Source organism: Enterocloster citroniae (assembly GCF_040545455.1).
In the GTDB taxonomy this organism is placed as follows: domain Bacteria; phylum Bacillota; class Clostridia; order Lachnospirales; family Lachnospiraceae; genus Enterocloster; species Enterocloster citroniae.
In genome coordinates this window covers 20,954-46,234 of the sequence record NZ_JBEPLZ010000007.1, presented here as the reverse complement: position 1 = coordinate 46,234, position 25,281 = coordinate 20,954, and the positions used below count along the sequence as shown (strand labels likewise).

28 protein-coding genes are annotated in these 25,281 nt (G+C 49.6%); 25 read left to right on the top strand and 3 right to left on the bottom strand.

The window, feature by feature from the left end:
* The 13 genes from map to ABID13_RS11150 all read left to right on the top strand — a co-directional run bounded on the left by map (window position 1) and on the right by ABID13_RS11150 (window position 11,178).
* Window positions 1-747 carry a type I methionyl aminopeptidase gene (map, locus tag ABID13_RS11210; RefSeq protein ID WP_048928945.1) on the top strand — a complete coding sequence of 249 codons (747 nt, stop codon included), beginning with the start codon at window positions 1-3 and terminating at the stop codon, window positions 745-747.
* Between the two features lie 13 nt (window positions 748-760).
* Complete coding sequence (locus tag ABID13_RS11205; RefSeq protein WP_007869290.1) at window positions 761-1,024, top strand: KOW domain-containing RNA-binding protein; 264 nt, start codon at window positions 761-763, stop codon at window positions 1,022-1,024.
* Between the two features lie 13 nt (window positions 1,025-1,037).
* Window positions 1,038-1,256 carry a translation initiation factor IF-1 gene (gene infA, locus ABID13_RS11200; protein WP_007869287.1) on the top strand — a complete coding sequence of 73 codons (219 nt, stop codon included), beginning with the start codon at window positions 1,038-1,040 and terminating at the stop codon, window positions 1,254-1,256.
* 199 nt (window positions 1,257-1,455) lie between these two features.
* Entirely contained in the window at window positions 1,456-1,569 is a 114-nt protein-coding gene (gene rpmJ / locus ABID13_RS11195; RefSeq protein WP_003497809.1) for a 50S ribosomal protein L36, read from the top strand.
* A 26-nt stretch (window positions 1,570-1,595) separates the two neighbouring features.
* Complete coding sequence (gene rpsM / locus ABID13_RS11190) at window positions 1,596-1,964, top strand: 30S ribosomal protein S13 (protein ID WP_007869285.1); 369 nt, start codon at window positions 1,596-1,598, stop codon at window positions 1,962-1,964.
* Window positions 1,965-2,052: 88 nt separating this feature from the next.
* A complete protein-coding gene (rpsK, locus tag ABID13_RS11185; protein WP_007869284.1) occupies window positions 2,053-2,454 on the top strand; it encodes a 30S ribosomal protein S11 in 402 nt (133 codons plus the stop codon).
* A 25-nt stretch (window positions 2,455-2,479) separates the two neighbouring features.
* Window positions 2,480-3,073 carry a 30S ribosomal protein S4 gene (gene rpsD, locus ABID13_RS11180; protein ID WP_007869283.1) on the top strand — a complete coding sequence of 198 codons (594 nt, stop codon included), beginning with the start codon at window positions 2,480-2,482 and terminating at the stop codon, window positions 3,071-3,073.
* Between the two features lie 166 nt (window positions 3,074-3,239).
* Window positions 3,240-4,202 carry a DNA-directed RNA polymerase subunit alpha gene (locus tag ABID13_RS11175; protein WP_007869282.1) on the top strand — a complete coding sequence of 321 codons (963 nt, stop codon included), beginning with the start codon at window positions 3,240-3,242 and terminating at the stop codon, window positions 4,200-4,202.
* Between the two features lie 161 nt (window positions 4,203-4,363).
* Complete coding sequence (locus tag ABID13_RS11170) at window positions 4,364-4,900, top strand: bL17 family ribosomal protein (protein ID WP_007869272.1); 537 nt, start codon at window positions 4,364-4,366, stop codon at window positions 4,898-4,900.
* Between the two features lie 230 nt (window positions 4,901-5,130).
* On the top strand, window positions 5,131-6,375 hold the full coding sequence (locus ABID13_RS11165) for a cell wall-binding protein (RefSeq protein ID WP_048928944.1): 1,245 nt from the start codon (window positions 5,131-5,133) through the stop codon (window positions 6,373-6,375).
* A gap of 122 nt (window positions 6,376-6,497) precedes the next feature.
* Window positions 6,498-7,493 carry a hypothetical protein gene (locus ABID13_RS11160; RefSeq protein WP_007869265.1) on the top strand — a complete coding sequence of 332 codons (996 nt, stop codon included), beginning with the start codon at window positions 6,498-6,500 and terminating at the stop codon, window positions 7,491-7,493.
* A gap of 324 nt (window positions 7,494-7,817) precedes the next feature.
* Window positions 7,818-9,245, top strand: a complete 1,428-nt coding sequence (locus tag ABID13_RS11155; protein WP_007869262.1) for an extracellular solute-binding protein — start codon at window positions 7,818-7,820, stop codon at window positions 9,243-9,245.
* Window positions 9,238-11,178, top strand: coding sequence for a sensor domain-containing diguanylate cyclase (locus ABID13_RS11150; RefSeq protein WP_007869260.1), 1,941 nt, complete (start codon window positions 9,238-9,240; stop codon window positions 11,176-11,178). The genes ABID13_RS11155 and ABID13_RS11150 overlap by 8 nt, the downstream gene beginning before the upstream one ends.
* A 44-nt stretch (window positions 11,179-11,222) precedes the next feature.
* Here ABID13_RS11150 and ABID13_RS11145 read toward each other — a convergent pair whose 3' ends face one another.
* Window positions 11,223-12,155 (bottom strand): LysR family transcriptional regulator, encoded by a 933-nt coding sequence (locus tag ABID13_RS11145; protein WP_007869252.1) that lies wholly within the window; start codon window positions 12,153-12,155, stop codon window positions 11,223-11,225.
* Between the two features lie 197 nt (window positions 12,156-12,352).
* On the opposite strand from ABID13_RS11145, the gene ABID13_RS11140 reads away from it, so the two are divergent.
* The 11 genes from ABID13_RS11140 to rpsI all read left to right on the top strand — a co-directional run bounded on the left by ABID13_RS11140 (window position 12,353) and on the right by rpsI (window position 22,727).
* Entirely contained in the window at window positions 12,353-13,681 is a 1,329-nt protein-coding gene (locus tag ABID13_RS11140) for an enolase C-terminal domain-like protein (protein ID WP_007869248.1), read from the top strand.
* Window positions 13,682-13,709: 28 nt separating this feature from the next.
* Window positions 13,710-14,717, top strand: a complete 1,008-nt coding sequence (locus tag ABID13_RS11135) for a type 2 periplasmic-binding domain-containing protein (protein WP_007869245.1) — start codon at window positions 13,710-13,712, stop codon at window positions 14,715-14,717.
* 127 nt (window positions 14,718-14,844) lie between these two features.
* Entirely contained in the window at window positions 14,845-15,243 is a 399-nt protein-coding gene (locus tag ABID13_RS11130) for a tripartite tricarboxylate transporter TctB family protein (RefSeq protein ID WP_007869243.1), read from the top strand.
* 15 nt (window positions 15,244-15,258) lie between these two features.
* Complete coding sequence (locus tag ABID13_RS11125) at window positions 15,259-16,755, top strand: tripartite tricarboxylate transporter permease (RefSeq protein ID WP_007869241.1); 1,497 nt, start codon at window positions 15,259-15,261, stop codon at window positions 16,753-16,755.
* 31 nt (window positions 16,756-16,786) lie between these two features.
* A complete protein-coding gene (locus ABID13_RS11120; RefSeq protein WP_007869239.1) occupies window positions 16,787-18,130 on the top strand; it encodes an enolase C-terminal domain-like protein in 1,344 nt (447 codons plus the stop codon).
* Between the two features lie 158 nt (window positions 18,131-18,288).
* Window positions 18,289-19,149 carry an energy-coupling factor transporter ATPase gene (locus ABID13_RS11115; protein WP_007869236.1) on the top strand — a complete coding sequence of 287 codons (861 nt, stop codon included), beginning with the start codon at window positions 18,289-18,291 and terminating at the stop codon, window positions 19,147-19,149.
* A gap of 47 nt (window positions 19,150-19,196) precedes the next feature.
* Window positions 19,197-20,078 (top strand): energy-coupling factor transporter ATPase, encoded by an 882-nt coding sequence (locus ABID13_RS11110; RefSeq protein WP_048928943.1) that lies wholly within the window; start codon window positions 19,197-19,199, stop codon window positions 20,076-20,078.
* Window positions 20,071-20,871: an energy-coupling factor transporter transmembrane component T family protein gene (locus ABID13_RS11105; RefSeq protein ID WP_007869233.1), complete on the top strand. Its 801-nt coding sequence runs from the start codon at window positions 20,071-20,073 to the stop codon at window positions 20,869-20,871. The genes ABID13_RS11110 and ABID13_RS11105 overlap by 8 nt, the downstream gene beginning before the upstream one ends.
* 42 nt (window positions 20,872-20,913) lie before the next feature.
* On the top strand, window positions 20,914-21,657 hold the full coding sequence (gene truA, locus ABID13_RS11100) for a tRNA pseudouridine(38-40) synthase TruA (RefSeq protein ID WP_048928942.1): 744 nt from the start codon (window positions 20,914-20,916) through the stop codon (window positions 21,655-21,657).
* A 224-nt stretch (window positions 21,658-21,881) separates the two neighbouring features.
* Window positions 21,882-22,310 carry a 50S ribosomal protein L13 gene (rplM, locus tag ABID13_RS11095; RefSeq protein ID WP_007869229.1) on the top strand — a complete coding sequence of 143 codons (429 nt, stop codon included), beginning with the start codon at window positions 21,882-21,884 and terminating at the stop codon, window positions 22,308-22,310.
* A gap of 24 nt (window positions 22,311-22,334) precedes the next feature.
* Complete coding sequence (gene rpsI, locus ABID13_RS11090) at window positions 22,335-22,727, top strand: 30S ribosomal protein S9 (protein ID WP_007869226.1); 393 nt, start codon at window positions 22,335-22,337, stop codon at window positions 22,725-22,727.
* A 143-nt stretch (window positions 22,728-22,870) separates the two neighbouring features.
* Here the strand turns inward: rpsI and ABID13_RS11085 are convergent, their stop codons facing one another.
* Together ABID13_RS11085 and ymfI are read right to left on the bottom strand one after the other, a co-directional pair.
* On the bottom strand, window positions 22,871-23,326 hold the full coding sequence (locus ABID13_RS11085) for a hypothetical protein (RefSeq protein ID WP_007869222.1): 456 nt from the start codon (window positions 23,324-23,326) through the stop codon (window positions 22,871-22,873).
* Between the two features lie 131 nt (window positions 23,327-23,457).
* Window positions 23,458-24,189, bottom strand: coding sequence for an elongation factor P 5-aminopentanone reductase (gene ymfI / locus ABID13_RS11080; protein WP_007869219.1), 732 nt, complete (start codon window positions 24,187-24,189; stop codon window positions 23,458-23,460).
* 171 nt (window positions 24,190-24,360) lie between these two features.
* On the opposite strand from ymfI, the gene trxB reads away from it, so the two are divergent.
* On the top strand, window positions 24,361-25,278 hold the full coding sequence (trxB, locus tag ABID13_RS11075; protein ID WP_007869215.1) for a thioredoxin-disulfide reductase: 918 nt from the start codon (window positions 24,361-24,363) through the stop codon (window positions 25,276-25,278).
* The last annotated feature ends 3 nt before the right edge of the window (window positions 25,279-25,281 follow it).

Genomic DNA, 25,281 nt, shown 5'->3' with positions numbered 1-25,281 from the left:
ATGGTAACAATTAAATCAGAACGGGAAATTGAATTAATGAGGGAAGCTGGCAGGATCCTTGCTAATGTACACGAAGAACTGGGCAAGGTGGTAAAGCCGGGCATATCTACCAAAGAGATTGACCGAATCTGCGAAGAGATGATCAGGAGCCAGGGATGTATCCCTTCCTTTTTAAACTATCAGGGCTTTCCGGCTTCTGTGTGCATCTCCATCAATGATGAAGTTGTTCACGGAATACCGGATAAGCACCGTTACCTGGAAGATGGTGATATCGTCAGCCTGGACACAGGCGTTATATGGAAGGGATATCAATCCGATGCTGCCAGGACCCACATTGTGGGGGAAGTGAGCGACACTGCCAGGAAACTGGTGGAGGTGACTGAGCAGAGCTTTTTTGAAGGAATAAAGTATGCAAAAGCTGGCAATCATCTCAATGATATATCCAAAGCCATCCAGGCTTATGCAGAAAGCTTTGGCTTCGGTGTGGTCCGTGACCTGGTAGGACACGGAATCGGTACGGAAATGCACGAGGCTCCGGAAATCCCTAATTTTGCCCAGCGCCGTAAAGGCATCAGGCTGGCGGCGGGAATGACTTTGGCAATTGAGCCTATGATTACTGCAGGGCGCTATGATGTAGCGTGGACGGATGATGGCTGGACCGTTGTGACAGAGGACGGCTCACTGGCATCCCACTACGAGAACACCATCCTGATCACGGATGGCGAGCCTGAGATTTTATCGCTGTAGCAGAGGTGACCCTATGGTAGAGTTTAAAGAAGCCGGCCTGGTAAAAAGTTTAGCAGGTCACGACAAAGATGAACTGTATATCATAATCAGTGTCCAAGGGGAATATGTTAGTCTGTCAGACGGCAGGAGGCATCCCCTGAGTAAACAGAAACGCAAGAACAGGAAACACTTGCAGCTCACAGGTAAATACGATGAAACCTTGAGGAAAAAGCTTACAGAAGGCGGGACGGTGAGCGATGAGGAGATAGCATCCCTGATACGCACCCACAAGCAGTAGGAGGTAAAATAATATGTCCAAATCAGATGTAATTGAAATTGAAGGAGTGGTAATTGAAAAATTACCAAACGCCATGTTCCAGGTTGAACTGGAGAACGGCCATCAGGTACTGGCGCACATCAGCGGAAAGCTTCGTATGAACTATATCCGCATTCTGCCGGGAGATAAGGTGACCATTGAGTTATCACCCTATGACCTGTCCAAGGGCAGGATTATCTGGAGAGATAAATAAAGGCTGCCGGCAGCCCACACCCAACCACAGCCGATGGCGGAGTTGGGGACCCCGCAGGGTACAGCGGCACGGTACAGAGATGCGGTACACCAGGGGAAAAGAAAAAGAATAAATATAGATAAAAAAGTGCTTGCATTTGTTGAAAAAATTTGGTATAATGCTGGAGCAACTTTGTTGGTCTATAGAAAGGAGAATTACTGTGAAGGTTAGATCATCCGTAAAGCCGATCTGCGAAAAGTGCAAGATCATTAAGAGAAAAGGCAGTATCAGAGTAATTTGTGAAAATCCAAAGCATAAACAGAGACAAGGTTAATTAAAATTAGGAGGTGTAATACACACATGGCTCGTATTTCAGGTGTTGACTTACCAAGAGAAAAACGTATTGAGATCGGTCTTACTTACATCTACGGAATCGGTAGAACAAGTTCCAACCGTATCTTAACAGAAGCTGGAGTGAACCCAGATACTCGTGTTAAGGATTTAACCGATGATGAGGTGAAGAAGCTGGCTAACGTCATTGCTGAATCTCAGACTGTTGAAGGTGATCTCCGCAGGGAAATTGCTATGAACATCAAGAGACTTCAGGAAATTGGATGCTACAGAGGAATCCGTCACAGGAAGAGCCTTCCGGTCCGTGGGCAGAAAACCAAGACCAATGCAAGAACCTGCAAGGGACCAAGGAAGACAGTAGCAAACAAGAAGAAGTAATTTAGCAACACGGTAACAGAATTCGATTTGCATGTTTTAAAAACAGGAAGAGCGAATTCAAGAAAATGAGAAAGTAGGTTAGTTTAAAATGGCTAAAAAAGTGTCCACGACTAAAAAAGTTACAAAAAAGCGTGTGAAGAAAAACGTTGAACGCGGACAGGCACATATCCAGTCATCTTTTAATAACACAATTGTTACATTAACTGATGCGCAGGGTAACGCTTTATCATGGGCTAGTGCCGGTGGTCTGGGATTTAGAGGTTCAAGGAAATCTACTCCTTATGCAGCTCAAATGGCGGCAGAAACTGCTACTAAGGCAGCTCTTGTACATGGCTTAAAATCAGTAGACGTTATGGTTAAGGGTCCTGGTTCAGGACGTGAGGCCGCAATCCGTGCCCTTCAGGCATGTGGTTTGGAAGTAACAAGCATTAAGGACGTAACACCGGTTCCACATAACGGATGCCGTCCGCCAAAACGTAGAAGAGTCTGATGATCTTAATTAGGAGGTAATTAAAGTGGCAGTAGATAGAGTTCCTGTTCTTAAAAGATGTAGATCCCTTGGACTGGATCCGGTCTATTTAGGAATTGATAAAAAGTCAAACAGAGAATCAAAAAGATCAAATAAAAAGTTAAGTGAATACGGCATGCAGCTGAGAGAAAAGCAGAAAGCTAAATTCATTTATGGTGTGTTAGAGAAACCTTTCCGTAACTACTATGCTAAGGCATCTAAGATGAACGGCATGGTTGGTACCAACCTGATGATCCTTCTGGAGTGCAGACTGGACAACGTACTGTTCCGTATGGGCCTTGGCCGCACACGTAAGGAGACAAGGCAGATCGTTGACCACAAGCATATTCTGGTTAACGGCAAGCCTGTAAACATTCCGTCTTACCAGGTTAAGGCCGGTGATGTGATCGAAGTAAGAGAGAAGTATAAATCTGCTCAGAGATATAAAGATATTCTGGAAGTGACAGGCGGACGCCTGACACCATCCTGGCTGGAAGTGGACCAGGAGAACCTGCGCGGTACTGTTAAGGAACTGCCAACCAGGGATGAGATTGATGTTCCAGTAAACGAAATGCTTATCGTCGAGTTGTATTCCAAATAATCCTGCCATTCTCTATAGATTGTACAAGGTATGCCTGTCTTTAACGGACAGGCGTACTTTGCAGGACGTAAAACCCGGACTCTGCATTGGCCCAGGTTGTGTTCTGCTGTGTGCAGGTTTTATATCCCTCGAGATTTGATAGAAACCCAAAAAGGAGGGGCTATTAGTGTTCGATTTTGAAAAACCAAATATTGAAATCGCAGAGATTTCAGAAGACAAGAGATACGGCAAGTTTGTAGTTGAACCACTTGAGAGAGGTTACGGCACTACGCTGGGCAATTCCTTAAGAAGAATTATGCTTTCTTCTTTACCCGGAGCCGCAGTGAGTCAGGTAAAAATCGATGGCGTTTTGCATGAGTTCAGTTCTATTCCTGGAGTTAAGGAAGATGTAACTGAGATTATTATGAACATCAAAAGCTTAGCGATCAAGAACAACAGCGATACCGATGAACCCAAGGTTGCATACATTGAATTTGAGGGTGAAGGCGTAATTACTGCAGCAGATATCCAGGCAGATGCTGATATCGAGATCATGAATCCTGACCAGGTCATCGCTACATTAAGCGGCGGCACGGACAGCAAATTCTACATGGAGCTCACCATTACAAAGGGCCGTGGATATATCAGCGCGGATAAGAATAAGAACGATGATCTGCCGATCGGCGTGATCGCGGTGGATTCCATCTATACCCCGGTAGAGCGCGTCAATATGGCTGTTACCAACACCCGTGTTGGCCAGCAGACTGACTTTGACAAACTTACACTTGAGATCTACACCAACGGCACCCTGGCTCCCGATGAGGCAGTCAGCCTGGCAGCCAAGGTACTCAGCGAGCATCTGAACCTGTTCATTGACCTTTCCGAGAATGCCAAGACAGCAGAGATCATGGTAGAGAAGGAAGACAATGAGAAGGAAAAAGTGCTTGAGATGAATATTGACGAACTGGAGCTTTCCGTTCGTTCCTACAACTGTCTGAAGAGAGCCGGTATCAATACTGTGGAAGAACTGTGCAACAGAACTTCCGAGGACATGATGAAGGTTCGTAACCTGGGCCGCAAATCCCTTGAGGAAGTGCTGGCAAAGCTGAAAGAATTAGGCTTGCAGCTGAATCCAAGTGACGATAACTAAGCGACCGAGCACTGCGAGGAAGCTGGTATATTAACACCCCGGCCAGTAAGTCCAAAGAAGCATGGCCGAGGCAGCCAAATAAATATGTGGGCGTCAATGCCTGAACCAGTAAGTCCGAGGAAGCATGGTGAAGGTGTTCCACAATAACGGAGGAAAATACAATGGCAGGATATAGAAAATTAGGAAGAACTTCCGATCAGAGAAAGGCTTTGATCAGAAGCCAGGTAACAGCACTGTTATATCATGGTCACATCAGGACAACTGAGACCAGGGCAAAGGAGATCCGCAAAGTTGCAGAAGGACTGATCGCCATGGCAGTGAAGGAAAAAGACAACTATGAGACCGTTAAGGTTACTGCTAAGGTTGCCCGCAAGGACAAAGACGGCAAGAGGGTCAAAGAGGTTGTTGACGGCAAGAAAGTTACTGTATATGATGAAGTGGAGAAGGAAATCAAAAAGGATATGCCTTCCAGACTGCATGCAAGAAGGCAGATGTTAAAGGTCCTTTACGGCGTGACCGAGGTTCCTTCCACACCAGCCGGCAAGAAGAAAAACACCAAGTCTGTTGACATGGTAGCTAAGCTTTTTGATGATATTGCTCCTAAGTATACAAGCCGTAACGGTGGTTACACCAGAATCGTTAAGGTTGGTCCGCGTAAGGGCGATGCTGCAATGGAAGTTCTCATTGAATTAGTATAATCCAAATCATAATAGGGCTGCAGATGCGCGTAAGTGTGTCTGCAGTCTTTTTGCGTGCGCCTGTCGGCGCACATTGATTCTCCCCCCGGCCGCTTTTTTGTCAGAACTTTGTAAAATTACGAAAACATCGCAAGAATATCGTAAGTTGACGCAAAACTGTCATCTGGGCTATAATAGAAACAGGTAAAGAAAATATAAGGGTGCAGCCCTTTGGAGGAGGTTGAGCGTTCATGAGAAGCATGAAACGAATGTTATGCCTGGCCCTGACAGCAGGCACGCTGATGACAGCGATGCCCGTACAGGTTTTGGCAGCCAGCGACTATAAGTATATAACAAGTGTCTCACTAAAGGTGAGCATTGATCTGGATTCAGGAGATGAGGTGAACAGCGGAGACAGCCTGGGAACCAGTTCCAGCGACAGCGGAAGCAAGGTGTACTCCTCGTCCAGCAAATATGAGGTGGCGTCAGCAGAGTGGACGAATGATAAAGAGGTGGGCATTGGGGATACCCCCAAGATCACCGTGTGGCTGGAGCCCAATACATCCAGCAGCAGTGCCTATGAATACCGTTTCCGCAGCAGCTACAGCTCCAACAATGTAAGTATCAGCGGCGGAACCTTTGTATCAGCCACCAAGAGCGGAAGCGACTTGAAGGTGGTCCTTAGGGCAACGGGGATCAAAGGAACCTATGAGCCCCCGGAGGACGCTGAGTGGGGAAGCAGCAAGGGAAGGGCCAGATGGGAAGCAGGGGAGAACAGCTCAGGGTATTATGATGTATATCTCTACCGCGGTTCATCGGTCGTTAAAAAGCTGGAGGACTACAAGGGAACCTCCTACAATTTCTATCCCTACATGACCAAGGAGGGGGATTACTCCTTTAAGGTTAGGACCGTGCCTCACACGGATGAGGAGAAAAAGTACGGCAAGAAGAGTGAATGGACCGAAGCCGGTGACCTGTATATTGATGAGGACGAGGTATCGGACGGCAGCGGCCAGGATAACGGAGGCAGCACTCCCAGCGGCGGCAATACGGACGTGGGGTGGAGAAAGGAAGGGGATTATTGGTATTTCCGGTACCCGGACGGAAACCTTCAGAAGAACGGATGGCTTAAATGGAACGACAAGTGGTATCTGTTTGACACCTCAGGCCGTATGCTCACGGGATGGCAGCAGACTGGCGGATACTGGTACTACATGGGTGAAAGCGGAGATATGAGGAAGGGATGGATCAAGAGCGGCAATATCTGGTATTATCTGAATCCCAATGATGGCGGACCGGAAGGAGCCATGGTAAAGAACTGCTGGCTGACTATTAACGGCAAGACATATTTTATGAATGAGAGCGGAGCCATGGTGGAGGGATGGTACAAGGTGGAGAACAACTATTACTATTTCTACCCGGGTGACGGATCCAAGGCAGTGAATACATCCATTGACGGATTTATCCTGGATGCCAATGGAGTCTGGCAGCATTAGAGACTGATCGGGGCCGGTCTTCCTGAAGTCTGATTGAGGTTTGTGGGAGCAATGTGAGGAAAAGATTGTGTGGCGGCATTTTTCATAGAGGAGATCAAAAAGGACAGTTGAAAGGAGATACTATGAAAAAGAGCAGATATGCAGTGACAGCCGCTGCAGCAATATGGATGGTTATTGGCCTGGGCATGACAGCCCAGGCTAAGTCCGCGTATAGGCTGGAGATTGAAAACCAGTATGACAGCCAGGGGGTCAGCAGGGATGATAATGACAAGAATAAGGTCCATCCCCTGGAGCCGGATGTATATGTGTCCGAGGAGGATTCAGACGCCATTGAGATGCTGTCGGATGTGTCCTGGTCCAAAAGCCCTGAGAACTGGACAGCGGGCAATGATGTGACGGGTACGGTTTATCTGGGAAGCAGCACGGGGCTTACCAAGAGCAGTTTGGAGATTAAGGTGGTCAATGGCCGCAATGATGCACAGATCACCTCTGTAAAGAAGTACACGGGCAGTGATTACGAGGCGGATTCCGGGTACGTGTATACGGTCAAGTTCACCTACCAGGCCGCGGCCCAGTTAGACAGCACCACCTGGGCCGGATGGGACAGTGATAACCCCTCTGTTGCCACCTGGAACAGCGTAAAATTCGCCAATACCTACCGTGTGGTGCTCTATGACGACCAGGGGTCAGTGGTGAGTCAGATCGTGGAGGGAGCCACCTCCTACGACTTTTCTCCCTTTATGACCAAGTCCGGCACAGCCTACTATTTTGAGGTGGCTGCCATTGCAAGGAACGGAAACCAGCAGGACTATCTGGAGGACGGAGAACCGGTAAGCTCCCTTTCCTCCCAGTCAAATGATCCGGGCATTACAGACGGCACCTGGGGGGATTACCAGCAGGGGCGGCGCTTTACCTATCATGACGGTACGGTCGCTGCCGGCAAATGGGAACGCATTATGAGCAAATGGTACTATTTCAGCCCGGAGGGATACGCGGTAACGGGATGGAACGAGCTGGACGGCAAGTGGTATTATATGTACCAGGACGGATCCATGGCCGCGGGGACTACGACACCGGACGGATATCAGGTGGGCGGTGACGGGGCCTGGGTGCAGTAGACTGCCGGCCATGTGCAGGCACGGGTAAATGTCCGGCGGTAAATCGATATAACATATATAAGTTGAATCCCCAAAGAGCAATGTCTCTTCGGGGATTCTTTCTTAAAATGGTCATTCCTTACATGGTCCAGGCTGCATATCAAACTCCGGACGGAAGGCTATCTGCAGATTCTTCCGCATATAATAGAATGGGAAGATCCCTTATAAAAACGTAATTTATCCATATCATATGCAAGAAAATCAAATAGACACTGTGTTTACAATCGTGTATACTTAAAAATAACGATGTATTACAGGCTGTATGTTTGGTATTGGAGAAGGACAATGAATCGAAGGAAATATAGGGTCCTGGCAATTATGCTGCTGGGGGTGCTGCTGGGGGGCGCAGGATGTGCGGGCAGGGAGAGCCTTGTGCTGGATCCTAAATCCCCCACGGTCATCACCATGTGGCATGCTTATAATGCAGTGGCAAAGGCCCAATTTGACGATCTGGTAATGGAGTTTAACGAGACCGTGGGTATGGAACAGGGGATCGTGTTGGATGCGGTGGGATACGGCTCCAGCGAGGAGCTGGAGGATGTCCTTTACGCGTCAGCTAATCATGTGATAGGGTCAGACCCCCTTCCGGATATATTTGCATCCTATCCGGATAATGCGTATCGATTGGATAAGATAGCCCCTCTGGTCAGTTTGGACCAATATTTTACAGAAGAGGAAAGGGAAAAATACAGGCCGGAATTTTTGGAGGAGGGTGTGTGGGACGCCTCCGGAGGATTTAAAATGATCCCGGTCTCAAAATCCACGGAACTTTTATATCTTAACAGAACGGACTGGGACCGGTTTGCTGAGGAAACCGGCGCCTCCATGGATCTGCTGCAGACCTGGGAAGGGCTGTCGGAGGCAGCTTCCATGTACTATGAATGGTCTGGTGGATGCGCGTTCCTGGGCATGAATTCATACAATGACTTTATGATGCTGTCCGCAGCACAGATGGGTGGTCAGGTGTATCAGATCAGGGACGGCAAGGTGGAATTTACCTATCCGGAGGAAATTGCAGCAAAAGCCTGGGATGCCTTCTATGTGCCCCACATCAAGGGATGGTATGAGAGCAGCGTATATAATCAGGATGGGATCAAGAGCGGCCGTCTGATGGCTTACATCGGTTCCTCTGCCGGGGCCGGTTTCTTTCCCCGGGAGGTGATAGAGAGTGAGAACCAGTCCCATGTCATCGAGTGCGAAAGCCTTCCATACCCCACCTTTCAGGACGGAACCTCCTATATGACCCAGAGAGGGGCAAACATGGCCGTGTTTGCATCTGATACGGCTCATGAATACGGCTCGGTCCAGTTCCTTAAGTGGTTTACGCAGCCGGAGCAGAATATCCGGTTTGCCGTATCCACCGGTTACCTTCCGGTGGAAATGGAGACGCTGGCATCTGTTAACGACCTTTTAGGCCGGGTGGATGAATCCAACAACGCGGCCGTGGTCAGGAGCAGCATACAGACTGCCCTGGATGCCATGAGCGCCCGGGAGTTCTATATCCGCAGGCCCTTTGAGGGTTCATACGATATGACCCAGACCTTTGCGTCTTCCCTGGAGGATAAGGTATCCCTTGATCTCCATGAGAAAAAGCGGAGGATGGAGGCCGGAGAGAGCCGGGAAGGTGTGGAGCGTGACCTTCTGGGAGAAGGGAACTTGAAAGAATGGTACGAAGCTCTCATAAAGGAGATGGCTGGTAGGACAGATGGGTAAAAAGAATATTAGCAGTTCAATCGCATTTAAGCTGGCAGTGGTGTTTATCTGTTTTGCTATATTCCAGAGCATTTTGCTGGCATCCCTTATGGTGCAGGGAGGTGTTCTGAAGCAGGCTGAGGCCAATCAGTACCGCTTTTTCTCGGAAAAAGTCAATGGCCGCAGCAATAATCTGGAAAATCAAATGAAGAATATCTGGACGAATCTGGATTATGACATGGAACAGATCAGCCAGTTTTTTGAGACAGAGGCAGATGCCAAACAGGCTGACCAGATCCTGGAGGAGATGGCGCCCCTTGTCATGGATGCAATGCTGCGCACCAAAACAACGGGAGCATTTCTTGTGATCCCGGAGCAGGGGGAGGATGCGGATCATTCCCTGCCTGCCCTGTACTTCAGAAACAATAATCCGGACAGGAGCAGCAGGGAGAACTCCAACCTTTATATGCTGGTAGGACCATGGAATGTGGCGGAGAAAATGCAGATTGCAACCACGGCAAACTGGAGCTTCCGCCTGAATATGACAGATTCCAACCAGGCGTTTGTGACAAAACCATATGAGGCGGCCCGGGAGATAGGCAAGTCCAAGTGGTTGGGATACTGGAGCCCTCCCTTTAAGGTCAACCCTCAGGATGAGGAGGTCATTACATACTCCACTCCTCTGTTTGGAGCGGATGGAAACGTTAAGGCCATATTCGGCGTGGAAATATCCGTAAGCTACCTGTATCATTTCCTTCCAGCATCCGATCTGCAGACAGCCAACGCATATGGGTATGTTCTGGGGATCAGAGATGAGGAGGGACAGCTGCGGGCAGCCGTGACCCATGGCGCCATGCAGAAGAGAATGCTGGAGGAGGGGAAGCCCCTGGATCTTACCAGTGTGGACCAGGAAAATTCCGTTTACAGGCTTATGAACCACAAAAGCAATGAGGAGATATTTGCCTGTCTCAACCCCATGGGAATGTATTATTACAATACGCCCTTTGAGAATGAGGAATGGTATATCATCGGGCTGATAGAACGGCCGGTCCTTCTTCAGTTCCCGGAAAAGATAGGGAGGATCCTGAATTATTCCTTTCTTGTGTCCATTATCATTGGGTTTATCACAGCCATTATCACCAGCCAATGGTTTACAAGACATGCCAAGCTGATCGAGCTATCCGGGCTTCCGGTAGGTGTTTTTGAGATCGGCGGTCACTCAGGCCGGGTTTATATGACCAGTCAGATCCCCCGTCTGTTTAATCTTACCAGGGAACAGGAACGGAAGTTTTCCAGGGATAAGAATCAGTTTATCGCCTTTTTAAAGGAACTTAAGTCCCTGGAATCCGGGGAGGAGGGAGTCTATAAGATGGAGGCGGAGGGTGAGTACCGGTGGATTAAGATAACTCGGAAAAATTCAGAAAATCCTGTGCGCTGTGTGGTGGAGGATGTGACGGATGAGGTCCTTCAGACAAAGGCATTAAAAAAGGAGCGCGACAGGGACGGACTCACCGGGGTTAAGAACCGTATGGCCTTTGGAACGGTCATGGAACAGATCAAAGGGAGGCTGGATGAAACGTCAGTATGGGCGTTGGTGATGTGTGACCTGAATGACCTGAAAGGTGTAAACGATGCCTTCGGACATGATAAGGGGGATGAATATATCCGCGCAGCGGCGGATGCGATCCGGGATTCATTCCCACGGGGACAGGTGTTCCGTATAGGAGGGGATGAGTTTGCGGTCATCCTTTCAGGCGTCTCCCCTCAGGAAGTAGAAGAGGGTGTCCAGGTCCTGAGATGTACAATGGAGGAATACAGCAGCCGGTGCAGCTTTGACGCCTCTGTGGCAGCCGGTACGGCCTTTTATGACCCGGTCCTGGACTCGGACTTAGAGGGAACATTAAACAGGGCGGATGCGGGAATGTATGCAAATAAGAGGAAAATGAAAGCATAGGGAGTGGAATGAACTATGGGGTGGACTGGACGTATGGATTCCACTCAGACCACGCTCTGGTTGTTCTCTTTTGCCGTGGAATGATAATATTCAATCGCCAGTTCAATAAAGGTCTTACCCGCTTTGGTGAGGTAATGACCTTTTTTGTATGTGGCGCACAGCTCCCAGAAGGGATGGGAGGGGAGGTAGAAGTAGGCCACATCCTGCTGCTCCTTGGCATAGTTTTGAGTGATCAGCGAGCAGGCCATGTTGTTTTTCACCATGTTGCACAGGGTCAGGTTGCTGGAGGTCTCAAACAAGATCCGGGGAACGAAGCCGGCCTCCTCAAAAAGGGGGTCTATGACCGTGCGCAGGGTGGAGTTCTTAAACATCAGCACAAACTGCATGTCCTTAAAGTCACGCAGGTCAGCAGTGGCAAAGGGCTGTCCCGGGGGATTGGCGTGTCTGGCCAGGGGGTGGGACCGGGGAACGGCCAAAAGGATATTCTCATAGTAGATATGGATATACTCATCATTTGTCTTGTCCTTCTCGCTGAGGGTGACAAAGCCCAGGTCCAGGTATCCCTTGGATATCATGGACTGCTGATTCTTTACGCCGATCTCCTGAGGCTCTATGGTGATGTGGGGAAACTGCTGATAGAACTGGGGATAGATGCTCATCAGCATGGTAATGCCTCGTTCCGGTGTGAGTCCCACGGACAGGCGTCCCACCTTGTTGTCGGCCATGTCATTAAGTATATCATAGGCTTCCTGCTTTAACTGAAGCATCTGGCGGGCGTAACTTACATAGACCTTACCGGCCTCTGTGAGGCGCAGGTCGTTCTTGCTGCGGTGGAACAGCTGGATGCCCAGCTCAGATTCCAATTTCAGAAGCTGCTGGTTCAGACCGGACTGGGATATGTAAAGGCGTTCGGCTGCCCGTGTAATGCTGTTCTCATCTGCAATTTTCACAATGTATTCTAATTGTTTCAGATCCATATTCCTTCTCCTGATTTGTGAATAAGTTTTACTTAGTCTTTCTATCGAAACAAGTAATTTGACTTAGTTATATATATTTTATACAATAAAGACATGAAAAACACAAGAGCAAAATTACAAAATGACGGTTAACATTTTGTTAAAAAGCGCAGTAAGTAAAAAATAACACATAATTCATAAGCTGGGAGGTAGTGAAAATGTCGCCAACAATTACAAAGATGGAAGTCTGGCCGGTTGCAGGCTGTGACTGCATGGAATTGAACCTGAGCGGAGCCCATGCGCCGTATTTTACCAGGAACGTGGTGGTTCTGTACGGGGACAATGGTGAGACAGGCGTGGGTGAGGTGCCGGGAGGACAGAAGATCACAAAGGCATTGGAAGAGTGCATTCCCCTTGTGGTGGGCACCAAGGTGGCGGAATATAAGAGTACGCTGCTAAAGGTAAAGAAGCACCTGGAGGAAAAGGGCGAGGAGGATGTGAGAGGGAACCAGACCTTTGACCTGCGCACCGGTGTGCATGTGGTGACAGCCATTGAGGCGCCCTGCCTGGATCTGCTGGGAAAGCATCTTGGGGTACCTGTGTGTGAGCTTTTGGGAGAAGGACAGCAGAGAGACAAGGTTCGTATGCTGGGTTACCTGTTCTTTGTGGGAGACAGGAACAAGACGGATCTTCCCTATCTTTCAGAGCCTGATTCCGATTGTGAGTGGTACAGGATCCGCCATGAGGAAGCTCTGACAGCCGAGTCCATTGTGGCTTTTGCAAAGGCTACAAAAGAGAAATACGGGTTTGAGGATTTTAAATTAAAGGGCGGCGTGCTTCCAGGAAACGAGGAGATGGATGTCATCCGGGCCCTGAAAAAGGAATTCCCCCATGCCAGGATCGATCTGGATCCCAACGGCGGATGGCTGTTGGAACAGGCGGTTAAATACGTGGAAGGAATGCAGGGCATCCTAACATACTGTGAGGATCCGTGCGGTGCAGAGGGAGTGTACTCCGGGCGTGAGATCATGAGCGAGTTCCGCCGCCGTACAGGATTCCCCACAGCCACTAACATGATTGCCACGGACTGGAGGGAAGTAGGACACTCCCTGGAATCCCAGGCAGTGGATATCATCCTGGCAGACCCTCATTTCTGGACCATGGCCGGCTCCGTAAGGGTGGGACAGATGTGTCATGACTTTGGCTACACATGGGGTTCCCATTCCAACAACCATTTTGACATCTCACTGGCCATGTTTACCCAGGTGGGCGCAGCTGTCCCGGGAGAGTACAATGCGCTGGATACGCACTGGATCTGGCAGGAGGGCCTGGAGCGCCTGACCAAGGAGCCGCTTCAGATCGTGGACGGATGCGTGGCTGTCCCGAAAAAGCCGGGCCTTGGAGTTGAGGTGGATATGGACCAGATCAAGAAGGCAAACCAGCTTTACCTGGAAAACTGCCTTGGGGCCAGAAATGATGCAATGGGTATGCAGTACCTGATACCCGGCTGGAAATTTGATCCCAAACGTCCTTGTCTGGTAAGATAAATAAACATATAAAAAAGGAGAATGAGTAATGAAGAGAAGAGTATTGTGTATGTTATTGGTGTTGGCAATGGCAGTGACCTGCCTGGCAGGCTGCAACAGAAAGAAATCCGTCCGCGTGGTGATCGGTTCCTCCTCCACCAGCGGTGACAGCTACCTTATAGCTGATACAGTGACCCGTTACCTGGCAGAAGAGATGGGTTGGGATGCAAAAGTTGATCCCGTTGGCGCGGCAGAGATGTTTGAGATCCTCCGTACCGATAAGGGCAAGGGCGACACCATCGCGATCTTCCACGACATGATGTACCTGGGTGTTGTGTTTGGCACATACGGAGAAGAATACGCACTTGAAAATATCACCGTTGGCCCAAGAGTGGCCCAGAACCCGGGATGCTGTTTTGCAGCCAAGGCCGATGCGCCTTACAGTACAATGGTGGAAGCAGCTGAATACCTGAAGGCAAATCCGGATGCTGAGATCCGCGTGGCCTGTGAGAACGGCTCCGTATCCACCCTGTGCTATCTTGCGTACTACAACTGGGTACTTGACAACTACGGCCAGGAAGTAGCTGACCAGCTCCGCGTGATCGCAGCAGGTGTTACCTCTGAGAAGCGTCAGATGTTATGGGACGGCAATGTAGACATTATTTTTGATGATTATTACGGAATCCAGCAGTATGTGGGTGTTGACGACAAGCAGTTGGCCATGAAATGCGTGGGCCTTCTGGATGAGATTGAGGGCGCTGAAAATGCTCCTACTTATGCCGAGCAGGGAATCACCTTTAATAATGAACCATTTTCACTGTCCAAAGATTTCCTTGTATACTATCCTCAGAATATTGATGCCGAATTTGCAAAGGCAGTGGATGCAGCAGCAGCCAAGGTTTGTGAAAATGCCAATTTCCAGTCCGATATGGCCAAGTTAAATTACAGAGGCGCATATCTGGATTCCGCGGCAGCAAAAGAATTTATCTACAATAAGAGAACAGACATGACCCAGCTGATTGAGGCATGCCCGGACTTTGATTACCTGACACAGTGATCATAGTCTGACACAGTGATCATAGTCTGACACAGTGACCATGGCCTGACTCAGTGACAACCGGCTAAAACGCACATAAGCGCCCGGAACACGGGCGCTGAGTGCTCCTTAAGAGGAGGGAAAGCTTGTGAAGCTTAAGATTATAAATTCAACATCACACTGGGTCATGCCCAGGATCGTGATGGTAATTCTGGTGATTCTCTTAATCATCATAGCAGTCCAAAGGATGATCAGCTGCAAGAAAACAGGAACACCATTTATTAACCTTAAGAACTACCGTTTCTTTATGCCAGGATGGGATAAGGTAAAGCTGCTGGGGAGTATCCTCACCTTTATTGTTTATATTTACCTGATGGAGTTTTTAACATTCCTTCCGGCCAGCATCATCAGTATCTTTCTGTTAAATGTTCTCTTTGACAATGAGAGAACAAAAAAGAGCATGATAACATCCGGTGTCATATCAGTTGGATTTTCCATATTTATCTGGCTGGTATTCGGGGTCCTGTTCCGCATCACTTTACCATAAAAGGAGGTTTCGATCATGTTTGGAATTATGAATATTATAATGTCGTTCCTCGGAGTGGTGATCGGTATTGTATTTGGAGCACTTCCCGGTATGACAGCAACCATGGCAATAGCGGTTTTTCTGCCGCTGACGTATTCACTGGACCTGGGCCAGGCGCTCTGCCTGCTGCTGGGTCTTTATGTAGGCGGCATCAGCGGCGGCCTTGTACCGGCTATCCTGATCAATATCCCGGGCACGCCTTCCTCCATTACAACGGGTTTTGACGGTCACCCCATGGCTGCCAGAGGAGAAGGTGAGAGGGCGCTGAAGATCGGTATCACTGTATCGCTGATCGGCGGTCTGATCTCCCTGCTGGCCCTGTTCTTCTTTACACCCCCGCTGGCAAAACTGGCCATCAAGTTTTCCGCTGTTGAAAAATTCCTGATCATTGTATTTGCAATGACGGTTATTGCAGCCCTTTCCAAGGGTTCCATGACAAAGGGAGTTTTTGCAGGTTTCCTGGGCGTGCTGGTTACCTTGATCGGCCGCTTCTTTGACAACCAGCAGCTGCGCATGGTGCCCTCCTTTCTGACTGTGGAACTGGGAAGCGGGTTTCAGCTGCTTCCTGTCCTCATCGGACTGTTTGCCCTTTCACAGATCCTGCTGGAAGCGGAAACGGGAATGAAACGGAATCCAAAGATGGAAGGCGGCATCAAGGGCGGAGGAAAGGGGTTCTCCTTCTCAGACTTAAAGGGACAGGGCATTAATACGATCCGTTCCTCCGCCATTGGTACGTTTATGGGAATCCTTCCCGGAGTGGGCGGTTCCGCGGCATCCCTTCTGTCCTACAGCCAGGCCAAAAACTTCTCCAAACATCCGGATGAATTCGGAAAGGGCTGTGTGGATGGTCTGGTTGCCTCCGAAGCGGCAAACAATGCACTGACCGGCGGTGCCCTGATCCCTCTTTTGTCCCTGGGAATTCCGGGAGACAGCACCACGGCAGTTCTGGTAGGCGCCTTCCTTTTACAGGGAATCCAGGTGGGACCGTTGTTCATTACCCAGAACCCGGATCTTTGGAGGGATATCCTTCTTGGCCTGGTGGTGTGCAACATCATCATGTTTGTAGTAATGTTTTATCCCATTAAGTATATTGCAAAGATCATCAACATCCCGAAAAACCGCCTTTATCCGGTTGTGATCCTGATGTGCGTGGTGGGCTCCTATGCTATCCGCAACGGAAATATGTTTGATGTGTGGACTCTGCTGATTTTTGGAATTGTTGGTTTTGTGTTCAGCAAAACCGGAATCCCCTCCGCTCCCTTCCTCATTGGCTTTATTTTGGGAGATGACTTTGAGAAATATTTTATCGATGTGTTAAAGTCTTCAGAGGGAAGCTTTGCAGCATTTTTTAACAGGCCCATCGGCAATGTGATCTGGGTCCTGATCCTGATCTCACTTGCCTATGCATATTTTGATAATAAGAGAAGCAAGAAATTAGAAGCACAGAAGATAGAATTGCAGAATAAGGCCTGATGGGATAGGCCTTCCGGATGGAGGTAACCTAATGTTAAGCAAAACACCTGTAATAACGGATATGAAGGTCATTCCCTGTGCGGGATACGACAGCATGCTCCTGTCCTTAAGCGGGGCCCATTCCCCTCTCTTTACCAGGAATATCGTGGTCATAACGGATAACTCCGGCAATACGGGAGTGGGAGAGGTGCACGGCGGGGATGATATCACAAAGATACTTGAAAGCTACGTCCCCCTGGTGGTGGGCAGGACGATTGGAGAGTACAAGAGCATTGTCAGCTGCATCAGAAATAACGGATATGTGCCCGGGGGCAATGACGGGCAGGGGCTTCAAAAGCTGGACCTGAGCAACCTGAAGTTTGTGGTACATGCGGAGACAGCGGTGGAATGCGCCCTGCTGGATCTGATGGGGAAATTCCTGGGCCTGCCTGTCTGCGAACTGCTGGGAGATGGACAGCAGAGGGATAAGGTGGTGATCCTGGGGTATCTGTTCTATTGCCAGGATCATACAAAGACGGATATGAAGTACCTGGATGAAAGTGATTCTGATGACAAATGGTTCAGCCTCAGGCGCAGGACAGCCATGACCACGGACCGCATTGTTGAGAATGCATACGCCATGAAAGAAAAATATGGGTTCAAGGACTTTAAGCTAAAAGGCGGCGTATTAAACGGCTGGGAGGAAATGGAAACCGTCCGGGCCCTGAAAAAGAACTTCCCGGACGCCAGGATCAACATAGATCCCAACGGCTCCTGGACTCTGGAGCAGGCCATCCGGTACTGTCAGGGGATGAACGGCATTCTTACCTATATAGAGGATCCCTGCGGTGAGGAGAGAGGATTTTCCGGCCGTGAGATTATGAGGGAATTTAAAAATGCCACAGGCCTTCAGGTAGCCACCAACATGATCGCCACTGATTGGCGCCAGTTCTACCATGCAGCCAGCCAGACCGCTGTGGATATCGTGCTGGCGGACCCGCATTTCTGGACCATGAGCGGATCTGTGCGAATGGGACAGGTGCTAAATGACTGGGGATTGACCTGGGGGTCCCATTCCAATAACCATTTTGATATTTCCCTGGCTATCTTTGCCCACAGCGCGGCGGCCGCTCCGGGGAATATCACGGCACTGGATACACATTATGTGTACCAGGACGGCCAGTACCTGACAAAGAATCCCATGGAGATCAGGAACGGTGTCATTGAGATCCGCAAAGAACCGGGACTGGGCATTGAGGTGGACATGGATGCTGTCATGAAAGCCAATGAACTCTACCGTACCCTTCCTTACGGGGACAGAAATGACGGGGTGGCTATGCAGTACCTGATCCCCGGATGGAAGTTTGACCATAAGAAACCGTGTATGGTGAGATAGGGATCGCAGTCATCCCAGAAAAAGGAGGTCCGGCAGGACCGGGACAGGTAAGTCCGGTTCTGCCGGACCTCTTATTTTATGCGCCATACTTGACTTCTATAGTAATTTCATCTACAATTGAAAAACGTAAACAATAGAAGGAAGCAAAGGAAGATCATATGGGAATCGTAAGGGCAGCAAAACTGGTCTATGAATATATCAGGCGTGACGAGGAAGAGAATATAGAAGAAGTAAACCGTGCCATAGACGGTTTGGACGTGGATATACAAAAGGGTGATTTTGTGGCTGTCCTGGGTCATAACGGTTCCGGTAAATCTACCTTTGCCAAGCATATAAACGGACTGCTGATGCCCACAGAGGGAACGGTGTGGGTCAGTGACATGGACACCAGGGACGAGGAACACCTGTGGGATGTGAGAAAGACCGCGGGAATGGTGTTCCAGAATCCGGATAATCAGATCATCGGAAACATTGTGGAGGAGGACGTGGGCTTTGGCCCTGAGAACATAGGCGTGCCTACTGAGGAGATATGGAAGCGGGTGGAGGAGAGCCTTAAGGCGGTGGGGATGACGGCATTCCGCCTTCAGTCCCCTAACAAGCTGTCAGGAGGCCAGAAGCAGAGGGTTGCCATTGCCGGTGTGATGGCCATGAAGCCGCAGTGCATCATACTGGACGAGCCCACGGCCATGCTGGATCCCAATGGCCGCAGGGAGGTCATTAAGACCGTCCATGAGCTGAACCGGGCAGAGGGGATCACCGTCCTTCTGATCACCCACTATATGGAGGAAGCCACGGAGGCTGACCGCATCATTGTGATGGATGAGGGCAGGATCGTGATGGACGGAAGACCTAAAGAGATTTTTTCCAGGGTCAGGGAGTTAAAGGAACACGGCCTGGATGTACCCCAGGTGACAGAGCTGGCGTATGAGTTAAAGGAGGCGGGGATGCCTCTGTCCGATGGCATCCTTACCAGGGAACAGCTGGTAAAGGAACTGGCGCCCCTGATCAGGCAGGCATAGGAGGCCTTTGAACACTGGGCGTTGGAGTGACGGTAAGGAGAAAACAGATGTCTATTAAAGCAGTTGATCTGAATTTTGTATATGGCGGAGGAACGGCCTTTGAGCAGCACGCCCTGTTTGACGTGAACCTGGAGATACAGGACGGAGAGTTCATAGGGCTTATAGGACACACCGGGTCGGGAAAGTCCACGCTGATCCAGCATATGAACGGACTGATCAAGGCCAGTAACGGGGAACTCTACTACAATGGGGAGAACATCTACGACAACGGCTATGATATGAAGAAACTGCGCAGCAAGGTGGGGCTGGTATTCCAGTATCCGGAGCACCAGCTGTTTGAGGTGGATGTGCTCACCGATGTGTGCTTTGGCCCGAAGAATCAGGGACTTGGCAAGGAGGAGGCGGAAGCCAGAGCCAAGCAGGCGCTGGAGCTGGTGGGGCTGGATCCTTCCTATTATAGGCAGTCCCCCTTTGAACTTTCCGGGGGGCAGAAACGCCGGGTGGCCATTGCCGGGGTGCTGGCCATGGAGCCGGAGGTACTGATCCTGGACGAACCCACCGCAGGGCTGGATCCAAGAGGAAGGGATGAGATCCTGGATCAGATCGAACATCTCCACAAGGAACGGCACATGACCATTATCCTGGTTTCACACAGTATGGAGGATGTGGCCAGGTATGCGGACCGTCTGATCGTGATGAACCATGGACAGAAGGTATTTGACGGCACGCCCAAGGAAGTATTCCACCACTACAAAGAGCTGGAAGCGATCGGCCTGGCAGCGCCCCAGATCACCTATCTGGTCCATGACCTGAGGGCACAGGGCATTGATATTGATGGGGATATCACCACAGTGGAAGAGGCAAGGGAAGCGATACTTGGACAGTGGAACCGAAATTTGACAGAAAGCAGCAGGGATAAGAATGTTTAGAGAAATTACATTGGGACAATATTACCCGGTTGATTCCGTGGTCCATGGCCTGGATCCCAGGACAAAACTGTTTGGGACCATGGTCTTTATTGCGTCCCTGTTCATTGCGGATAACATTTGGGGGTATGTCATTGCCACATTGGTGCTGTCAGCCGCCATCAAGATCACAAAGGTCCCGTTCCGTTTTATTGTCAGGGGACTGAAGGCCATCATGATCCTTCTGATCATCAGTGTGAGCTTTAACCTGTTTCTCACAGGCGGACAAGTAATTGTGAAATTCTGGATATTTAAGATCACGGTGGAAGGTGTCCGCCTGGCGTTCTTTATGGGGCTCAGACTGGTATACCTGGTGATCGGTTCTTCCATCATGACGCTGACCACCACGCCTAACCAGCTGACGGACGGCCTGGAAAAAGGACTGGGATTTTTAAGACGGTTCAGGGTGCCTGTCCATGAGGTATCCATGATGATGTCGATTGCCCTCAGGTTTATCCCGATCCTTGTGGAGGAGACGGACAAGATCATGAAGGCGCAGATGGCCAGGGGAGCTGACTTTGATACGGGAAACCTGATCCAGAAGGCCAAGGCCATGGTGCCGCTGCTGGTGCCTCTGTTCATATCCGCCTTCCGCCGGGCCACGGACCTGGCCATGGCCATGGAGGCCCGCTGTTACAGGGGCGGGGAGGGACGCACCAAGATGAAGCCGCTGCAGTACAAGCGGGAGGATCATGACGCATATATGATATTCGCCCTGTACCTGGTGGTGATGATCGCATCCAGGGTGTATCTGTAGAACGGGGCTCCGAGAGTACAGGAATCTGGATAGGAGGAAAAGATGAAGCGAGTACGGCTTGTGGTAGCCTATGACGGCACCCATTACCATGGGTGGCAGATACAGCCGGGCAGGGTTACCATTGAATCTGAATTAAATGAAAAACTTACCATGCTTCTGGGAGAGCCGATCCAGGTCATCGGAGCCAGCCGCACTGACTCAGGCGTACATGCCCGGGGCAATGTGGCTGTATTTGACACAGAACACCGCATGCCGGCGGATAAGATCTGCCTGGCCTTAAACCAGCGGCTGCCCGAGGATATACGGGTCCAGTCATCGGAGGAGGTAGCGGCGGACTGGCATCCCAGGAAACACAGATGCATTAAAACATATGAATATAAGATCATGAACCGAAGGATTGAGATGCCTACCCAGCGTTTCTATTCGCATTTTTGCTATTTTCACCTGGATCTGGATCAGATGTGCCGGGCAGCGGACATACTCACAGGGGAGCATGACTTTAAAAGCTTCTGCAGCGTGCATACCCAGGTGACGGACACGGTCCGCACAATATACAGCCTGGATATCAGACGGGATGAGGAGGACATGATCACCATCCGGGTCACGGGAAATGGGTTCCTCTACAACATGGTCCGGATCATTGCCGGCACGCTGATAGCGGTTGGCATGGGACAGATCCGTCCTGGGGAGATGGAGCAGATTCTGGAGGCCAGGGAACGGCGCCGGGCAGGTCCCACGGCGCCGGCCAGGGGGCTGACCCTGATCGAAATGAAATATGTGGACTAAATCACGTTTTTATGATGTTTTTGTGGCATTTTTTCCCGATTAAGTGGTTGACATACGGCGGAGGATATTATATAATATAAAACTGTGACATTAGCAGAGAATGTTCATCCAAAGCCCCGGAATGAACATTTGTAGATAAATACTTCCCATATTTATCATGCATAAAGCGGGCATCCGTTGGATGTCGATGTATAACAGGATTGAGATTAACAGGAGGTTAACCAATGAAGAGTTTTATGGCTAGTCCAGCGACAATTGAAAGAAAATGGTACGTAGTTGATGCTACAGGATATACATTAGGACGCTTATCTTCCGAGATAGCAAAGGTTTTAAGAGGAAAGAATAAGCCGATTTTCACACCTCACATGGATTGCGGCGATTATGTGATCGTTGTTAATGCAGATAAGGTGAAAGTAACCGGTAAGAAGTTAGACCAGAAGATCTACTACAATCACTCTGATTACGTAGGCGGCATGAGAGAGACCACTCTGCGTGAGATGATGGCTAAGAAGCCTGAGAAGGTTATGGAGTTAGCTGTTAAGGGTATGCTTCCAAAGGGACCTCTGGGAAGAAGCATGATTGACAAGCTTCACGTATATGCAGGCCCAGACCATGAGCAGGCAGCACAGAAACCAGAAGTTTTAACATTTTAATGAGGATTGGAGGAAGAAAGTATCATGGCTAACGCAAAATTTTATGGAACAGGCAGAAGAAAGAAATCCATTGCCAGAGTATATTTAGTACCGGGTACAGGTAAGGTTACGATCAACAAGAGAGATATCGATGAGTATCTTGGTCTTGAGACTTTAAAAGTTATTGTACGTCAGCCTTTAGTTGCAACTGAGACTACTGACAAATTCGATGTACAGGTTAACGTTCGCGGCGGCGGCACAACAGGACAGGCTGGTGCGATCCGTCACGGCATCTCCAGAGCGCTTCTTCAGGCAGACGCTGATTACAGACCCGTTCTGAAGAAAGCCGGTTTCTTAACAAGAGACCCAAGAATGAAGGAAAGAAAGAAGTACGGCTTAAAGGCAGCACGCCGTGCGCCACAGTTCTCCAAGAGATAATAAGAGGTTATATCATAGACTTATCAGAACCCTTGAAAACATTATGTTTTCGAGGGTTTTTTGCTATATCGGATATGACAAAAATACCTCCGGGCGTAAGATAAGCCGTGGAGGTATTTTTTGTGTGTGATGTGGCAGTTTGGTTAACGTGCCCCAAACTTGGTACCGCGTTTGATGGTACCGTTGCTGTTCCATTCCGTGTATACGTATGGACCGCCGTCTGTGGTTCCGTTTTCAGTGAATTCATGGGACTCGCCGTTATAGCTGTGGGTGCCGGTCACCAGTTTCAGGCTGTTGTTGTCAAAATAATAGACATTTCCATTGATCTTCATAATCCCGCCCTGAAGTTCGCCGGTGTCGGCCGCATAATACCAGGTACCGTCCTTCTGGATCCAGCCGGTTCTCATGATCTGGTCGGAGCCAAAGAAGAACCAGTGGTTCTTGTAATTAACCCAGTTGTTGGTACAGTAATCTCCGGAACCCCACTGATATTTCATACCCTGTGATGTGCTTACGAAACCTGCGGCAAATGATGTCATAGCGCTTCCCGCTGCCAAAGCAAGTGTTAGTGCAGCGGTGGCCAAATATTTCTTTTTCATATAAAATTCCCTCCTTGCAGAATCTACTGATTATCTTTGTTTTCGATAGTTGGATTCTACACCCTGGAGTAACTCCAAGGTCAATACAGTTAATGTATTTGTAAGGAAAATGGAATTTTAATGTAACTTTGTCAGATCCATCCACCGTCCAGGCCAATCACCTGTCCGGTCAGGTAGGATTCCTTGTATCCCAGATGGTAAACCAGGTCCGCTACCTCCTCGGCCTTGCCCAGACGGCCGGAGGGAATCTCCTCCACCAGGGCGATCAGGTCGTCCTCCTCCATCCACTGGTTCATCTCCGTGTCAATGGCGCCGCAGGCAACGGCGTTCACCTGGATGTTGCTGGGGGCCAGCTCCTTGGCCAGGGCTTTGGTCAGGGCATTGATCCCGCCCTTCGTAGCGGAATAGGCGGTTTCGCAGGATGCTCCCACCACACCCCATACGGAGGAAATGTTGATGATCTTTCCCTGCTTTTGCTGAAGCATATAGGGGATGGACAGCTTACAGCAGTTAAACACCGAGGTCAGATTGGTGCAGAGCATCTTTTCCCAGTCCTCACAGGTCATGTCCTGCAAAAGCCCTATATAGGAAATACCGGCATTATTCACCAGCACATCAACACCGCCAAACTGGGTTTTGATCTTCCCGTACAGCTCCTCGCAGCATTTCATGTCGCCCATGTCCCCCTTATATGCAAGGCAGGGCACCTGGAAGGACTCGATCTCCTTCTGGGTCTGGAGAAGACGGTCCTCTCTGTGGACGCAGCTAATGGCTACGTTATAGCCCTTTTTGGCAAACTTGACTGCAATGGCCTTGCCGATGCCCCTGGAGGCCCCGGTGACCAGTACTGTTTTACGTGGCATAAGACACACATCCTTTCTGTCATACACTGTATCTACATTTTATCACATCCCATGGATAATTGTAAGAAATTGAATTGTAATATGTGAAATATATGTGTTATAATAATTACAAATTGGTCAAAATAGTAAATAACTTGTTAATATGATAATAGATAAGGAAAAGGTAAGGATATGGCACAGGTATATGATTTGATTATTATTGGTTCAGGCCCCGCAGGGCTTGCGGCTTCTGTCTATGCCCAGAGGGCAAGGCTGAATACACTGGTGATCGAGAAGGCGATGGTCAGCGGAGGACAGGTTCTGACAACCTATGAGGTGGATAATTATCCCGGACTTCCGGGCATTGGCGGATATGATCTGGGGCTTAAGTTCCGGGAGCATGCAGACCAGCTGGGAGCGGAGTTCGCGGAGGATGATGTGGTAAGGATCGAGGACCAGGGGAATATCAAGCGGGTGGTATGCGAGCATGAGACCTATGAGGCCAGGGCTCTGATCCTTGCAACAGGAGCGGTTCACAGAAAGCTGGGCATTCCCGGTGAGGAGGAGCTGGCAGGCGCAGGCGTCTCTTACTGTGCAACCTGTGACGGCGCATTTTTCCGCAATAAGGTAACGGCTGTGGTCGGCGGCGGAGACGTGGCTGTGGAGGATGCCATTTTCCTGGCCCGTATGTGCAGCAAGGTCTATGTCATCCACAGAAGGAACGAACTGAGGGCGGCTAAAAGTCTCCAGGAAAGTCTTTTATCCCTTGAGAATGTGGAGATGGTATGGGACAGTGTGGCTGACAGCATCAACGGAGACGGCATGGTAAAGAGCTTGTCCGTAACCAATGTAAAGACAGGTGAAAAGCGCGATCTGGATGTTCAGGGCGTGTTCATTGCAGTGGGGATCTCACCGGAGAGCAAGGCGTTTGAAGGGCTTGTGGAGATGGACCACGGATATATAAAGGCAGGCGAGGACGGGGTGACATCTGCACCGGGCATCTTCGCCGCAGGCGATGTGAGGACAAAACCCCTGCGTCAGATCATCACAGCGGCAGCAGACGGCGCCAATGCTGTAACAAGCGTGGAGCGGTATCTGATAGAAAACTAGGGG

What these genes read in the sequence shown, in the direction of transcription:
- ABID13_RS11170 (WP_007869272.1), top strand. Translation starts at nt 4,364, where the DNA reads ATGGCAGGATATAGAAAATTAGGAAGAACTTCCGATCAGAGAAAGGCT.
- ABID13_RS11150 (WP_007869260.1), top strand. Translation starts at nt 9,238, where the DNA reads ATGGGTAAAAAGAATATTAGCAGTTCAATCGCATTTAAGCTGGCAGTG.
- ABID13_RS11105 (WP_007869233.1), top strand. Translation starts at nt 20,071, where the DNA reads ATGTTTAGAGAAATTACATTGGGACAATATTACCCGGTTGATTCCGTG.
- rpsK (WP_007869284.1), top strand. Translation starts at nt 2,053, where the DNA reads ATGGCTAAAAAAGTGTCCACGACTAAAAAAGTTACAAAAAAGCGTGTG.
- ABID13_RS11145 (WP_007869252.1), bottom strand. Translation starts at nt 12,155, where the DNA reads ATGGATCTGAAACAATTAGAATACATTGTGAAAATTGCAGATGAGAAC.
- ABID13_RS11135 (WP_007869245.1), top strand. Translation starts at nt 13,710, where the DNA reads ATGAAGAGAAGAGTATTGTGTATGTTATTGGTGTTGGCAATGGCAGTG.
- infA (WP_007869287.1), top strand. Translation starts at nt 1,038, where the DNA reads ATGTCCAAATCAGATGTAATTGAAATTGAAGGAGTGGTAATTGAAAAA.
- ABID13_RS11120 (WP_007869239.1), top strand. Translation starts at nt 16,787, where the DNA reads ATGTTAAGCAAAACACCTGTAATAACGGATATGAAGGTCATTCCCTGT.
- ABID13_RS11155 (WP_007869262.1), top strand. Translation starts at nt 7,818, where the DNA reads ATGAATCGAAGGAAATATAGGGTCCTGGCAATTATGCTGCTGGGGGTG.
- ABID13_RS11125 (WP_007869241.1), top strand. Translation starts at nt 15,259, where the DNA reads ATGTTTGGAATTATGAATATTATAATGTCGTTCCTCGGAGTGGTGATC.
- rpsI (WP_007869226.1), top strand. Translation starts at nt 22,335, where the DNA reads ATGGCTAACGCAAAATTTTATGGAACAGGCAGAAGAAAGAAATCCATT.
- ABID13_RS11085 (WP_007869222.1), bottom strand. Translation starts at nt 23,326, where the DNA reads ATGAAAAAGAAATATTTGGCCACCGCTGCACTAACACTTGCTTTGGCA.
- ABID13_RS11160 (WP_007869265.1), top strand. Translation starts at nt 6,498, where the DNA reads ATGAAAAAGAGCAGATATGCAGTGACAGCCGCTGCAGCAATATGGATG.
- rplM (WP_007869229.1), top strand. Translation starts at nt 21,882, where the DNA reads ATGAAGAGTTTTATGGCTAGTCCAGCGACAATTGAAAGAAAATGGTAC.
- ymfI (WP_007869219.1), bottom strand. Translation starts at nt 24,189, where the DNA reads ATGCCACGTAAAACAGTACTGGTCACCGGGGCCTCCAGGGGCATCGGC.
- rpsM (WP_007869285.1), top strand. Translation starts at nt 1,596, where the DNA reads ATGGCTCGTATTTCAGGTGTTGACTTACCAAGAGAAAAACGTATTGAG.
- truA (WP_048928942.1), top strand. Translation starts at nt 20,914, where the DNA reads ATGAAGCGAGTACGGCTTGTGGTAGCCTATGACGGCACCCATTACCAT.
- ABID13_RS11115 (WP_007869236.1), top strand. Translation starts at nt 18,289, where the DNA reads ATGGGAATCGTAAGGGCAGCAAAACTGGTCTATGAATATATCAGGCGT.
- ABID13_RS11140 (WP_007869248.1), top strand. Translation starts at nt 12,353, where the DNA reads ATGTCGCCAACAATTACAAAGATGGAAGTCTGGCCGGTTGCAGGCTGT.
- map (WP_048928945.1), top strand. Translation starts at nt 1, where the DNA reads ATGGTAACAATTAAATCAGAACGGGAAATTGAATTAATGAGGGAAGCT.
- ABID13_RS11165 (WP_048928944.1), top strand. Translation starts at nt 5,131, where the DNA reads ATGAGAAGCATGAAACGAATGTTATGCCTGGCCCTGACAGCAGGCACG.
- ABID13_RS11205 (WP_007869290.1), top strand. Translation starts at nt 761, where the DNA reads ATGGTAGAGTTTAAAGAAGCCGGCCTGGTAAAAAGTTTAGCAGGTCAC.
- ABID13_RS11110 (WP_048928943.1), top strand. Translation starts at nt 19,197, where the DNA reads ATGTCTATTAAAGCAGTTGATCTGAATTTTGTATATGGCGGAGGAACG.
- trxB (WP_007869215.1), top strand. Translation starts at nt 24,361, where the DNA reads ATGGCACAGGTATATGATTTGATTATTATTGGTTCAGGCCCCGCAGGG.